General features: G+C 73.0%; 10 protein-coding genes. 5 read left to right on the top strand and 5 right to left on the bottom strand.

The features are described 5' to 3' along the window. Positions 1-112: 112 nt before the first annotated feature. Entirely contained in the window at positions 113-619 is a 507-nt protein-coding gene (locus AB0472_RS01910; RefSeq protein WP_366352704.1) for a hypothetical protein, read from the top strand. A gap of 18 nt (positions 620-637) precedes the next feature. Here AB0472_RS01910 and AB0472_RS01905 read toward each other — a convergent pair whose 3' ends face one another. Continuing rightward, a complete protein-coding gene (locus tag AB0472_RS01905; protein WP_366352475.1) occupies positions 638-1,486 on the bottom strand; it encodes a helix-turn-helix transcriptional regulator in 849 nt (282 codons plus the stop codon). Between the two features lie 122 nt (positions 1,487-1,608). Here AB0472_RS01905 and AB0472_RS01900 point away from each other — a divergent pair, with 122 nt between their 5' ends. Then, on the top strand, positions 1,609-2,466 hold the full coding sequence (locus AB0472_RS01900) for an NAD(P)-dependent oxidoreductase (RefSeq protein WP_366352473.1): 858 nt from the start codon (positions 1,609-1,611) through the stop codon (positions 2,464-2,466). Positions 2,467-2,569: 103 nt separating this feature from the next. Here the strand turns inward: AB0472_RS01900 and AB0472_RS01895 are convergent, their stop codons facing one another. The 4 genes from AB0472_RS01895 to AB0472_RS01880 all read right to left on the bottom strand — a co-directional run bounded on the left by AB0472_RS01895 (position 2,570) and on the right by AB0472_RS01880 (position 6,657). Continuing rightward, complete coding sequence (locus AB0472_RS01895) at positions 2,570-3,826, bottom strand: MFS transporter (RefSeq protein ID WP_366352471.1); 1,257 nt, start codon at positions 3,824-3,826, stop codon at positions 2,570-2,572. Next, complete coding sequence (locus AB0472_RS01890; protein ID WP_366352469.1) at positions 3,823-5,181, bottom strand: GH1 family beta-glucosidase; 1,359 nt, start codon at positions 5,179-5,181, stop codon at positions 3,823-3,825. The genes AB0472_RS01895 and AB0472_RS01890 overlap by 4 nt, the downstream gene beginning before the upstream one ends. A 71-nt stretch (positions 5,182-5,252) precedes the next feature. Then, the gene (locus tag AB0472_RS01885; protein ID WP_366352467.1) at positions 5,253-5,519 is read right to left on the bottom strand and encodes a protealysin inhibitor emfourin; all 267 of its coding nucleotides are present in this window, start codon (positions 5,517-5,519) and stop codon (positions 5,253-5,255) included. 52 nt (positions 5,520-5,571) lie between these two features. After that, positions 5,572-6,657 (bottom strand): M4 family metallopeptidase, encoded by a 1,086-nt coding sequence (locus tag AB0472_RS01880; protein WP_366352465.1) that lies wholly within the window; start codon positions 6,655-6,657, stop codon positions 5,572-5,574. A 321-nt stretch (positions 6,658-6,978) separates the two neighbouring features. On the opposite strand from AB0472_RS01880, the gene leuA reads away from it, so the two are divergent. The 3 genes from leuA (at position 6,979) to AB0472_RS01865 (ending at position 13,839) form a co-directional block, all read left to right on the top strand. Further along, positions 6,979-8,700: a 2-isopropylmalate synthase gene (leuA, locus tag AB0472_RS01875; RefSeq protein WP_366352463.1), complete on the top strand. Its 1,722-nt coding sequence runs from the start codon at positions 6,979-6,981 to the stop codon at positions 8,698-8,700. A 185-nt stretch (positions 8,701-8,885) separates the two neighbouring features. Beyond that, positions 8,886-9,581 carry a TerB family tellurite resistance protein gene (locus AB0472_RS01870; RefSeq protein WP_366352461.1) on the top strand — a complete coding sequence of 232 codons (696 nt, stop codon included), beginning with the start codon at positions 8,886-8,888 and terminating at the stop codon, positions 9,579-9,581. Between the two features lie 298 nt (positions 9,582-9,879). Next, positions 9,880-13,839, top strand: a complete 3,960-nt coding sequence (locus tag AB0472_RS01865) for a tetratricopeptide repeat protein (RefSeq protein WP_366352459.1) — start codon at positions 9,880-9,882, stop codon at positions 13,837-13,839. Positions 13,840-13,845 lie beyond the last annotated feature (6 nt).

Genomic DNA, 13,845 nt, shown 5'->3' with positions numbered 1-13,845 from the left:
CGCGTACAACCTTCCGGACCGCCACCGGTCTGAACAGGTACACACCTGCGCGAACTACCGGGGGGTAGTCATGCGACGCATACGCCGCATAGGTACTGCAGTGGCCGCGATGATGCTGGCGGGCGGTGGCCTGCTGGCCGGCACGGTTCCGGCGGTGGCCGCGCCGACGGCCGCGGACTGTGCCGTGACCTGGGGAAGCCTCGACAAGAGTGGTGACGCCGCCGCCTCCAGGCGGCTGACCGACGTGCGGGCCGGACAGCACGAGTGCTACGACCGGCTGGTCTTCGACGCCCAGGGCACGTCGGCCGACCCGGTCGGCTACCACGTCCACTACGTCGACGTCCTGCACCAGGACCCGTCCGACGTCGTCGTACCGATCAAGGGCGGCGCCGTTCTGGAGATCTCGCTGTTCTCCCCGCGCTACGACCCGGCGACCGGACAGCCCTACCCGGCGCTGCCGTCCGTCGACGTCACCGGGTACCGGACCTTCCGGGAGTTCAAGGTCACGGGCGGCTCCGAGGGGTACACCCAGGCGGGTCTGGGCGTCCGTGCCCGGCTGCCGTTCCGGGTCTTCCAGACGGGCGGCCATCTCGTGGTGGACGTGGCGCACACCTGGTGAGCTCCTGCGGCCGGCCGCTCAGGAGGGGCTCGGGGTCATGTCCTGCAGACCCACCACCCGCAGCAGCTGCAGGCGTTCGTAGGACTCCGTGCCCGGACGGGCCGTGTGGACGACGAGGTGCTGGTGGGTGTCGGTGTTGACGAGGACCTCGCAGTCCAGTTCCAGGAGGCCGACGGCCGGATGGAGGAAGCGCTTCGTCGTCGCGCGGCGCACCGCCACCTCGTGTTCGGCCCACAGGCGCGCGAACTCCTCGCTGCCGGCGAGGAGTTCGGCGACGAGGGCGGCCGGGACCGGGTCGGCGGGGCGGGCCGCGGCCACCGCCCGGAGGTTGGCCACGTGTTCCCGGGCCCGGGCCGGGCGGTCCTCCGGCGGGAAGAGGCCGTGGGCCGACGGATCCAGGAAGTAGCGGCGGAGCATGTTGCGTTCGCGCGGCGGGCGGGCCAGCACGTCGCCGCTCAGCGCCCGGGACAGGGCGTTCTGGGCCAGGACCTCGCCGCAGTCGGTCGCCACCAGCGCCGGGGTGTCGTGCAGCCGGTCCAGGACCAGCAGCAGCCCGGGGCCGACGTGGGTGCCGGTCGCCTCCCGGCGCGGGGGTCCCTCGCCGGCCAGGTGGAACAGGTGGTCGCGTTCGTCGTCCGTCAGGCGCAGCGCGCGGGCCAGCGCCGTCAGCATCTGGCGGGACGGGTGCGGGCCCCGGGACTGTTCGAGGCGCGTGTAGTAGTCGGCGGACATGCCGGCCAGCGACGCCACCTCCTCGCGCCGCAGCCCCGGCGTGCGCCGCCGGGCACCGGGGGGCAGGCCCACGTCGGAGGGGTCCAGGCGGCTGCGGGCGTGCCGCAGGAAGTCGGCCAGTTCGGGGCGGTCCATGCCTCCAGGGTGGCCGCGGACGCCCGGGTTATCCAGGGACTGCCGGTCCCCTGATCCGGAGGTCTCTCCCGGTGGCGGAGGTCCGGGGCGAGGGTGAGGGGACCACAGCGAAGGAGAAGGTCATGATCACTCTTGTCACCGGTACGACCGGGCAGGTCGGGCGGCGGTTCGTGCCGCGGCTGATCCAGCAGGCGCAGGCCGGTGAGCGGGTACGGGTCCTGGTGCGGGACGCGGCCCGTGGGGAGCCGTTCGCGGAGCTCGGCGCCGAGGTCGTCGTCGGCGACCTGCGGGACGAGGAGGCGCTCGGCGGGGCCGTCGCCGGGGTGGACGCCGTCGTGAACGTCGCCGCCGCCTTCCGCGGGGTGCCCGACGAGGAGGCCTGGGCCGTCAACCGGGACGCGGCCGTGGCGCTGGGGCGGGCCGCGCTGAGCGCGGGTGTACGACGGTTCGTGCAGGTCAGCACCGGGAACGTGTACGGATCCGGGCGCGGCCGCCCGCTCACCGAGGACGACGAGAGCCGGCCCGGCGGCGAGATGTGGGGCGCCTACCCCGAGTCCAAGGCGGCCGCCGAGCGGGAGCTGCTCGCCCTGGCGGGCGGCATGGAGGTACGGATCGGGCGGCTGCCGTTCGTCTACGGCGAAGGGGACCCGCACATCGCGAACGCGATGCCCTGGGCCGCGCGCTGGGCCCCCGCGCAGCGGCTCCAGATGGCTCACCACGCGGACGTCGGACAGGGGCTGATGCGGCTCCTGTACGCCCCAGCCGTGAACGGCCCGGTCTACAACATCGCCGACGACGCGCCCGTCACGACCGTGGAGCTGTACCGGCTGGCCGGGGTCGAGCCGCCCGAGGAGCTGTCCACCCGTAGCGACCGCGACCCGTGGTACGGGATCATGTCGAACCGGAAGATCCGCCGGGATCTCGGCTTCCGGCCGATCTACCCGAGCGCCTGGACGGCCTGGGACGCCGGGGCGCTGTAGGCCGCGATGAGCCGTCGGCCGGCTGCGGCGCCGTCGTGGCTGGTCGCGCAGTTCCTCCCCGCCAGCCTTCGGCCGGGGGACCCCCAGCGCCCCTTGCGGGGCGCTAGTCGACCCCTCTGATCCGCACCACCAGCCACGCGCCCGCCAGGCCGATCACCGCCGCCACCAGGTACAGCACCCGGTAGCCGCCCAGGTAGGTGACGATCGGGGCGGCGAGGGCGGGGGCGGCGACCTGGGGGAGGGCGTTGGCGACGTTGATGACGCCGAGGTCCTTGCCGCGGTCGAGGGCCTTCGGCAGGACGTCGGTCATCAGCGCGAAGTCCACGGAGGTGAACACCCCGAAGCCGACGCCCAGCACCGCAGCGGCCACGATCGCCCCGGGCCAGGTCTGCCACACCGCCAGCAGGGTCGTCGCCACCGCCATCAGCATCCCCGACCAGATCACGAACGGCTTGCGGCGGCCCACCCGGTCCGACCAGACCCCGCCGACCACGACCGTCGCCATCAGCGTCACCCCGTTGACGGCGGTCAGGACCAGCACGCCCTGGTCGGGGTCGGCGTGGTGGAGGCGGTCGCGGAGGTAGTAGAGCAGGTAGAGCAGCACCAGCGCGTTGCTGAGGTTGATCAGGAAGCGGGTCAGCCAGGCCCAGCCCAGGTCCGGGTGGCGGCGCGGGCTCAGCCAGAAACCGGCGAGGAAGCCCCGCCAGGACCAGGGCGGCCGGTCCTGCGGCGCCAGCCGCAGGTCCGGGTGGCGCAGCACGTACGGCAGCACGCCCAGCGCCGTGAACACCGCGCACGCCACATAGCCCGCCCCCACGCCCCCGGCGGCCGTCGCGAGCCCGGTGCCGCCGACCACGCCGAGGATCTGCGCGGCCCCCAGCCAGCCGCCCACCGAGCCCCGCTGCAGCCGCGGCACCCGGTCCGGGACCGCCGCCGTGACCGCCGCGAACGCCGCGTTCAGGGTGAGCTGGACCAGGCACCAGCCCAGCACCATCGTCCCCATGCCGCCCGCGCCCGCGAGCAGCAGCAGGGACAGCGCCCCGCCCGCCGTACCGGCGACGATCCACGGGGTACGGCGGCCCCAGCGGGACGTCGTACGGTCCGACAGCGCGCCGAAGACCGGGTTCGCGGCCAGCGACACCACCGCGCCGGCTCCGGTCACCCACGCCAGCATCGTCTCCTTCGACATCCCGGAGCCGGGCGCGAAGTCCTTGGCCTGGGAGGCGAGCAGGATCTGCAGCGGGCCGTACCAGCCCACCCAGATCGCCCCGTTGGCGAGCGACAGCGCCGACGTCCAGCCCCGGCCGACCCGTTCGACCGGCTCCGCCAGGGCGGCCGAGGGTTCCCGGAGCGTCGTCATCTCTGGGCCCGCAGGAGATCCCGGTACCAGGCGTACGACGACTTCGGCGTCCGCTTCTGCGTGGCGTAGTCGACGTGGACCAGGCCGAAGCGGCGCGCGTACCCCTCGGCCCACTCGAAGTTGTCGAGGAGCGACCAGACGAAGTAGCCGCGCACGTCGACGCCGGCCTCGACCGCCCGGTGCAGGGCCCGGACGTGGCCGTCGAGGTAGGTGATGCGGTCCTGGTCGTCGACGCCCTCGTAGGAGCAGCCGTTCTCGGTGATGACGACCGGCGGGAGGCGGTCGCCGTAGCGGTCGCGGAAGCCGGTGAGGAGTTCGGTGAGGCCCTCGGGGACGACCGGCCAGCCGAAGTCCGTCACCGGGACGTCCTCGATGTCCTGGACGGAGAAGGGGAGTTCGGCGGGGAGGGTGAGCCCGCCGAACTCGATCTCGGTGCCCTGCGGGGCGCCGACCTTGGTCGGGGCGTAGTAGTTGATCCCGTACCAGTCGAGCGGTTCGGCGATCACCTTCAGGTCGGCGGCGACGTCGCCGGGCATCAGGTCGCCCATGCCGTCCGGGTACTCGCCGAGCAGGACCGGGTCGGCGAACAGGCGGTTGAGGAGCAGGTCGTAGAAGGCGGCCGCCTCCAGGTCCGGCTGTTCCCGCGAGGCCGGCCAGGTCGGGCCGTGCGAGTTGGCGATGCCGATGTCGGCGGCGCCGGCCGCGCGCAGCGCCCGTACCGCCAGGCCGTGTGCGAGGAGCTGGTGGTGGGCGACCGGGAGGGCGTCGAACATCAGCTGCCTGCCGGGGGCGTGGGCGCCCAGGGCGTAGCCGAACAGGGTCTGCTCGGCGGGCTCGTTGAGGGTGATCCACTTGGTGACCCGGTCGCCGAGCCGGTCGGCGACGGTCGAGACGTGGTCGGCGAAGCGCGCCGCCGTGTCGCGGTCCAGCCAGCCGCCCCCCGCGGCGGAGCCGCTGCCGGACGGAGCCTGCAGCGCCGCCGGCAGGTCCCAGTGGAACAGGGTCGGGACCGGGCGGATCCCCGCCGCGCACAGCTCGTCCACCAGGCGGTCGTAGAAGTCCAGGCCGCCCGCCGAGCGCACCCGCGGCCAGGAGATCGAGAAGCGGTAGGCGTCCACGCCGAGGCCGGCCAGGAGCGCCACGTCCTCGCGGTGGCGGTGGTAGTGGTCGCAGGCCACGGCCGCCGTGGAGCCGTCCTTGATCCGGCCCGGCTCCGCCTCGAACACGTCCCACACGGACGGCTCCCGCAGGTCGGCCGCGCCCTCGATCTGATGGGCCGAGGTCGAGACGCCCCAGAGGAAGCCGTCGGGGAACCGGGGGACGGGGGGCATCGGATGGACCGCGTCTGTCGCCATGGCCGGGATCATCCTTACCCCCGGTAACGTAAGTCAACGCCCGGGCGTGAACTACCCGTTACGGGGTCCGGTCACGCCCCTTCCTTCAACACCCGTGAGATCAGTTCGCGTTGTTCGTCCGACAGTCGCGGGTCGGCCGCGTACACCGTCCGTCCGTCCACCGTGATCTCGTACGCGAACCCGTCCGGCACGCCGGGCGGCGGGGCGCCCCGGCCGGCCGCCAGCGCGCGCTCGGCCAGGGCCTGCCACTCGGGGGCGTCGGGCCGGCCCGAGGTGTCCACCTCGGCCCGGCGCTCGATGCCCGCGAACCCGCCCGTGCGCCTCACCTGAATACGCATGGGTCCCTGTGTAGTACGGAACCGGGCGGTGTGCACCCCCGCCCCCGCACCGTCAGGAGGCCTGCACCCCCACCTGGGCCCAGGCCTTGAGGGCGGCCTCGCTCTCCTCGCCCGCCTGGTAGCGCGCCCTGGCCGCGGCGACCGTGAGCTTCGCGAAGTCGACGAACGTGGCGTCCGTCCGCAGTTCGCCGCCGGTGAGGACGTCGTACCAGATCTGCCCGGCCCGCTCCCAGGCGTTGCCGCCGAGGGCGGTGGCGAGCAGGTAGAAGGCGTGGTTGGGGATGCCGGAGTTGATGTGTACGCCGCCGTTGTCCCGGCTGGTCCGCACGTAGTGCTGCATGGTGGCCGGCTGCGGGTCCTTGCCGAGGCGCGGGTCGTCGTACGCCGTGCCCGGGGCCTTCATCGAGCGCAGCGCCACGCCGTGCACGCCGGGGGCGAGCAGGCCCTCGCCGATCAGCCAGTCGGCCTGGTCGGCGGTCTGGCCGAGGGAGTACTGCTTGATGAGGGAGCCGAAGACGTCGGAGACCGACTCGTTCAGGGCGCCGGACTGGCCGTAGTACTCCAGGTTGGCGGTGTACTGGGTGACGCCGTGCGTGAGCTCGTGGCCGATGACGTCGACGGAGGTGGTGAAGTCGACGAAGATCTCGCCGTCGCCGTCCCCGAACACCATCTGGTCGCCGTTCCAGAAGGCGTTGTCGTAGTTGACGTCGTAGTGGACGCTCGCGTTCAGCAGCAGCCCGTTGCCGTCGATGGAGTCCCGCTCGTACGCCTTCAGGTACAGGTCGAAGGTGGCGCCGAGGCCGGCGTAGGCGCGGTTGACGGTCGCGTCCTGGCCGGGCTCGCTCCCCTCCGCGCGGACCTCGGTGCCGGGCAGGTCGGTGCGGTGCCCGGCGTCGTAGATCGTGCGGTGGTGTGCCGCGGTCGTGGGCGCCGGGGTGGCCACGGCGGCGGTGGTGCGGACCGCGGTGACGCGGCGGCGGGTGCGCTGGGCCGAGTCGTGCTGGAGGGTGCGCAGCGCGGAGTCGGCGAGTGCCCGGTCCTCGTGCTGGGCGAGGTGGTCGAGGATATGCGGCGGCACGATCCCGCAGAAGACGGGCGTGCGGCGGATGACGGGCTCAAAGCCCCCGTTGGTCGTCATGCACCGCACCCTCGCACTGGGTTACTCGACTGTCACTACCCGCAACCATGATTGGTGAAATACCGTGACAATTGACCACCCTCCGTGAGCGGGAGTGGTATAGCGCACTTTCTGTCCCTTTTGTCCTTGCGGTCCCGCATACTGATACGGCCCCCCGCCTCCGAAGGGCCTCGGCTAGCATGCGGAGCATCATGCATTTCGGGCTGCTTCTTCTTAGCTGCCGCGGCGAGGGCCTGTAGTCCAGGTCGACTCCCTCCCCGCGGAGCTTCGCGTTGCGTCGTCGGCCGTCCTCACCGGACACCCACCAGGAGCCCCGCCATCATGGTCAACCGCCAGCAGCCCAGTTCCATGCCGGTCCACAAGTACGGCAAGTACGAGCAGGTCGACATTCCCGACCGCACCTGGCCCGGGAAGCGGATCACCGAAGCCCCCCGCTGGCTCTCCACCGACCTGCGCGACGGCAACCAGGCCCTGATCGACCCGATGTCGCCCGAGCGCAAGCGCCGGATGTTCGACCAGCTGGTCAAGATGGGCTACAAGGAGATCGAGGTCGGCTTCCCGGCCTCCGGCCAGACCGACTTCGACTTCGTGCGCTCGATCATCGAGGAAGAGGGCGCGATCCCGGACGACGTGACGATCTCCGTACTGACCCAGGCCCGTGAGGACCTGATCGAGCGGACCGTCGAGTCGCTGAAGGGCGCCAGGCGGGCCACCGTCCACCTGTACAACGCGACCGCCCCCGTCTTCCGCCGCGTGGTGTTCCGCGGCTCCAAGGACGACATCAGGCAGATCGCTGTCGACGGCACGCGGCTGGTGATGGAGTACGCCGAGAAGCTGCTGGGCCCGGAGACGGAATTCGGCTACCAGTACTCGCCGGAGATCTTCACCGACACCGAGCTGGACTTCGCACTGGAGGTCTGCGAGGCGGTGATGGACGTCTACCAGCCGGGTCCGGGCCGCGAGATCATCCTCAACCTGCCGGCCACCGTGGAGCGTTCCACGCCGTCCACGCACGCGGACCGCTTCGAGTGGATGCACCGCAACCTGTCCCGCCGTGAGCACGTGGTGCTCTCCGTACACCCGCACAACGACCGCGGCACCGCCGTCGCCGCCGCCGAGCTGGCGCTGATGGCCGGCGCCGACCGGGTCGAGGGCTGCCTGTTCGGGCAGGGCGAGCGCACCGGCAACGTCGACCTGGTCACCCTGGGCATGAACCTGTTCTCGCAGGGCGTCGACCCGCAGATCGACTTCTCCGACATCGACGAGATCCGCCGGGTGTGGGAGTACTGCAACCAGATGGAGGTCCACCCGCGCCACCCGTACGTGGGCGACCTGGTCTACACGTCCTTCTCCGGCTCCCACCAGGACGCCATCAAGAAGGGCTTCGACGCCATGGAGGCCGACGCGGCCGCGCAGGGCGTCACCGTCGACGACATCGAGTGGGCCGTGCCGTACCTGCCGATCGACCCGAAGGACGTCGGCCGCTCCTACGAGGCGGTCATCCGGGTCAACTCGCAGTCCGGCAAGGGCGGTATCGCCTACGTCCTGAAGAACGACCACAAGCTGGACCTGCCGCGCCGGATGCAGATCGAGTTCTCCAAGCTCATCCAGGCCAAGACGGACGCCGAGGGCGGCGAGGTCACCGGCGCCGACATCTGGGCGGTCTTCCAGGACGAGTACCTGCCGAACCCGCAGAACCCCTGGGGCCGCATCCAGGTGCGCACGGGCCAGTCGACGACGGACACCGACGGTGTGGACACCCTCACCGTCGAGGCCACCGTCGACGGCGAGGACACCGTGCTGACGGGCTCCGGCAACGGCCCGATCTCCGCGTTCTTCGACGCGCTGCAGAGCCTGGGCATCGACGTACGGCTCCTGGACTACCAGGAGCACACGATGAGCGAGGGTGCCTCCGCGCAGGCCGCCTCCTACATCGAATGCGCGATCGACGGCAAGATCCTGTGGGGTATCGGCATCGACGCGAACACGACGCGTGCGTCGCTGAAGGCGGTCGTCTCGGCCGTCAACCGCGCCACGCGATAACCCCTCTGACCGGCGGTTTCGGGGCCCTGATCAGCTCTCGTGGCGATCAGGGCCCCGTCGTTTCCCGGCCATCTCGATGTGCAGGTCACGGACTGGTCTCGTACGGGGTACTGACTCCGGCTCCTCCATGTGGCTAACATCACGCCAGCGGTGGCGATGTTGCCACGGCGTTACGGAGGTGCGACGTGCTGCCAGTACGGGGACGAGACGGCCGAACCGCCAGGCCTGCCCGCATTCTGGGCACCCGCACCGCCTGGACACCCGTCGGCGACGGGGAGTTCTTCTGCCCCGGCTGCGGCGGTGACCGCAACTACCAGCGGCTCACCGGCCGGCGCCGCTTCACCCTGCTCGGCGTGCCCGTGCTGCCGCGCGGCACCACCGGGCCGGTCGTGGAGTGCGCCGCCTGCCGCCACCACTACGGCACCGACGTCCTCGACCACCCCACCACCTCACGTTTCTCGGCGATGCTCCGCGACGCCGTGCACACCGTCGCCCTGGCCGTCCTGGCGGCCGGCGGCACCTGCGCCCGTGCGGCCCTGGAGGCGGCGGTCGGCGCCGTCCGCGCGGCCGGGTTCGAGGAGGCGACGGAGGACCAGCTGAGCGCGCTGGTCGAGGCCCTTGTCGCGGACACCGGGCGGGTCTTCGAGCAGCCGTACCGGGCGAGCCTGGCGATAGAGCTGCACGAGGCACTCGACCCGCTCGCCCCGCACCTCGCCCCCGCCGGACGGGAGGCGCTGCTCCTCCAGGGCGCCCGGATCGCGCTCGCCGACGGCCCCTACACCAACGCCGAACGCGAGGTCCTCGGCACGGTGGGCGCGGCCCTGACCATCTGCGCCGACGACGTGACCCGCCTCCTGGCAGCAGCGCGCACACCGTCGTGAGCCCGGGGGTCCGGCGCGCGTGCCGTCCCGGGCCGCGGACCCCCGGCGCCGGTCCTTCCCCGGTGACACCCGGCCGTAGGACCCTGCCCGCGCCGAGCGGGCGGGGGTATTTCCGGTACGCACGGGGTGTCTGCGGCACGCGGCCGGGGAATTCCGGTGCATGACGGGGGAGTTCGACATCCGCCGGAGAGACCCGGGGTTCGGCCGGGAGGAGTCCCGCCCGAACCGGCGTGCGCCGGGGAGGCGGTGACACGGCCGCGGGGAGCTTCGGTTCCCGGCGGTGGACAAGGGGGAGCGCATGAGGCCGGGCATGCGCTGGATGCTGGTGGTCGTGCTGAACGTGCTGGCGTTCGGGACGGTGTTCCTGCTCTGCTACGCGGTACGCGTCCCGCTGATGCCGGTCTCCGACGACAACCGGGTCGCGGTGGGGGTGGCCGCGGCGACCGTCGCCGCCACCGTGGGCGGCACCTGGGGCGCCTGGTGGGCGCCCCGCGCCGTCGTCGCCCCGGAACCCGGCGCGGTGCGCCTGGAGCTGCCGCACGCCTCCGTCACCGTCACGGCCCCCGTCCCGGCCGCCGAACCCGTCCGGGTCCGGGTCCGGATGGGCGACCTGCCGCGGGAACCGGTCGGCTTCCAGCCACGCCGCGAACTGCTCGCCGAACTCACCGGCGTCGCCGAACAGCACGAACTCACCGTGGTCCACGCGGTCACCGGCGCCCGGGGCGTCGGCAAGACCCAGCTGGCCGCCGCCTACGCACGGCGCCGGATCGAGGACGGATGGCCCGTCGTCGCATGGATCACCGCGGAGAACAGCGGACAGCTGACCTCGGGCCTGGCGGACCTCGCCGACCAGCTGGGGGTGCGCCGGTCCGGCGACGACACGGTGCGTGCCGCGCAGGCGGCCCTCGCCTGGATCCGCCGCAACCCGGAACACCGCTGCCTGCTGGTGCTGGACAACGCCACCGACCCCGACGAGGTGATCCGCTGGCTGCCCACCGCCGGGCACGCCCAGGTGGTGGTGACGGCCACCTCCCGGGCCTTCGAGTACCTGGCGGCCGCCCGGGTGGATGTCACGGTCTTCACCGAGGAGGAGGCGCTCGCCTTCCTCCGGGAGCGGGTCGGACCCGCCGACGACGGAGCGGCCGAGCTCGCCGCCGAACTGGGGCGGCTGCCGCTGGCCCTGGCCCAGGCCGCCCACGTCATCCGGTCCCGCGGCACCGGGTACCGGACCTATCTGGCGCGGCTGCGGGGCTATCCGCTGGACTCGGTGCTGGAGCGGGTGCCCGGCGAGCGCTATCCGCACCGGCTCGCCGAGGCCGTCCTGATCGCGCTGGACCAGGCCCAGCAGACGGGCCCGCCCGCCGCGGTACGGACCGTGCTGCAGATCCTGTCGGTGCTGTCACCCGCCGGCGTCCCCCGTGAACTGCTGGACGGGGCGGCCCGGGAGGCGGGCGTCGACGATCCCACCGCGGTGGCGGACGCCCTCGGCACCCTGTTCCAGGCCTCCCTCGCCACGGACACCGGCACGGACGCCCCCAGCCTGCACCGGCTGGTGCAGCGGGTGGTGCGCGAACGCGCGGGCGCGGGCCTCGAACCCCTCGTCTCCACGGTCGCCCGGTACCTGAAGGAGGTCCTCGTCCCTGTCGACGAGGCCTGGGAACGCAGGGAGTTCGCGAGCCAGCTCGTCGACCAGATCGACGCCCTCTGGTCCGTCCTGCGAAGCGTGCCCGTCGCGTGGCACCCGGACCTGTGGACCGACCTGGTGCTGCTGCGGCGCTGGGCGGCCGCCGGCCATCTCCGCCACGTCGGCGGCACCACGCGGGCGCTCGGACTGGCCGTCCGGACGCGCGCCGACTGCGAGGCGGTCCTGGGCGAGGCGGCGCCCGCGCTGCGGCACGCCCTGGAGCTGGAGGGCGACCTGTACGCGACCGCCCGCCGCAGCGAACAGGCGGCCGTGGCCTACCTCCGCCGGCTGGAACTCGCCGAGCGCCTGCTCGCCCCGGACGACCCCGACCTGGTCCAGGCCCGCCAGGACCTCGCCGGTGCCTATCTGGACAGCGGGCGCTACGAACTCGCCGTCCCGATGTTCGAGGAGCTGGAGCGGGAGGCGCGGCGCCGCCACGGCCCCGACCACGAGGAGACCCGGGAGGCCCTGGACGGCCTGGCGAACGCCTACACGACGGCCGGGCGGCGCCGCGAGGCGGTGGGGGTCGTCGAACGGCTGCGTGCGGACGTGCTCGGCAGCCCCCGCCCGTCGGCGGCCGGCCGGGACTCGCTGCCGGGTCTCGCGGACGCCTACCAGGCGGTCGACGAGGCGGAAGAGGGGGTGGCGGTACAGCGGCGGTACGTCGAGGAGTGCCGGCTGGCGTACGGGCCGGCCGCCCGGGAGACGCTGCTGGCCCGCGATCGCCTGGCCCGGCACTGCTCGGACGCGGAGCTCCACACCGAGGCAGCCGCCGTCGCCCAGGAGGCGGTGGCCGACGCCGAGGCCGGGTTCGGACCGCTCGCGGTCGAGACGTTCCTGGTCCGCGACACACTGGCCTACTGCCTCCAGACGGCCGACCGCGACCAGGAGGCCAACGACATCTTCCGGCGCCTGGTCGAGGACGAGACCACGGTGCACGGCGCCGAGCACACCCGCGTCCTGCGCGCCCGGCGCCAACTCGTCTGGTCCTTCGACATGTCGGTCCGGCACCGTGAGGCCTACGACGAGAACCGCGCCCTGGTCGAGGACCACGAACGGATCCTCGGCCCCGAGGATCCGGCCACCCTGGACGTCCGGCACAGCCACATCGCCCTGTGCATCCGCCACGGGCGTGGTGAGGAGGCCGTGGAGCGCGCCCGTGAACTCTGCCGGGACAACGAGCGGCTGTGCGGTCCGCGGGATCCGCAGACCTTCCAGGTGCGGCTCGCCCTCGCCGACGCCCTCGTCGCGGCGGCACGCCACTCGGAGGCGGAGGAACTGCTGCGCGACACGGTGCGGGAGTCGGAGCATGCCTTGAGCCCGGACCATCCCAAGGTGTTCTCCGCCCGGGCGCAGCTGGCCGATCTGCTGCTCAGGACGGGCAGCCTCCGGGAGGCGACGGAACTGCGGGAGCGGACCGTCGCCGAGTACGTCCGGCTGTACGGGGAGGACCATCCCAACGTCGTCTGGGCCCGGCTACGGCTGGCCGGTGCGCTGCAGCGGGGCGAGGAGTACGAGGCGATGCTGGCCCTTCACCGCCGGATCGTGGTGGACGTGGACCGGCGCTGGGGCGAGGACCACCCGAGCGCCCTGCTGGCCCGCCGCCAGTTGGCCTGGGCGTGTGACTGGGCCGGCCGCTACCACGAGCAACTCGCCCTGGCCGAAAGGAGCGTCGCCGACCACGACCGGCACTACGGAGCCGACTCGCTGCTCGCCGTGATCGTCCGCCGGGAGCTGGCCCGGGCGCTGCTGGGGGCCGGGCACCGGCGGGCGTCCCGGCGGCTCGCCCGGCAGCTGCACACCCGGCTGCGCGCGGAGATGGGCGACGAGCATCCGCTGACCATCGCCGCGCTGGAGGACGTGGCCGGCCATCTGCGTGCGGTGCAGCGGCGGCTGAAGGCCCTGCGGCTGCGCGGGCGGGCGCTGAGTGCGTGGGAGGCCCGGTCCGGGCCCTGGAGCTGGGACACCGTCCACGCCCGGTGCATGTACGGCTTCGCCTACGCGTCGGCAGGCCTGGTGTGGCGCAACGCCGCCGTGCAGAAGCGGCTCTTCGACGACCTGACGGCGCACTTCGGCCCGGAGCACGAGACGACGCTGACGTACGGGGACTGGTGGATCCACGCCCTGCGCACCACGGGCCGCTGGCGCCGGGCCCGGGAGACCGCACGGCGCCGGCTCGCCACCTACGAGGAGCGGTACGGCCCCGACCATCCCTGGACGCTGGAGGCCCGCCGTGTCGTCGCCTTCAACGACCGGCGGACCCTGCGGGTGCGCACCTCGCTGGCCGGGTACGCGGCCCTCGCCGAGGCCCGCGCGCGGGTCCAGGGCGCGGACCACCCGATGGCGGTGAAGGCCCGCTCCAACGTCGCCCGTGCCACCCTGTGGACCCTGCGCCCGCGCCGCGCGCTGGTGCTCTTCGGGTCCGTACTGACCGACCTCGTCGACCGGTACGGACCCGACAGCCGCCAGGTCGGGATCTTTCTGCGGTACTACATCCCGTTGTGCCTGTTCACCGGCGACCTGCGGCGGCTGCGCGCCGCCCTCCGCGTCCGGCGCCGGGCCCGTCACAGCTGACGGCAT

The organism is Streptomyces sp. NPDC086777 (assembly GCF_040702065.1).
Classification (GTDB): Bacteria; Actinomycetota; Actinomycetes; order Streptomycetales; family Streptomycetaceae; genus Streptomyces.
Note: the sequence above shows the minus strand (reverse complement) of the source record. Positions and strands in the feature narration are given on the sequence as shown.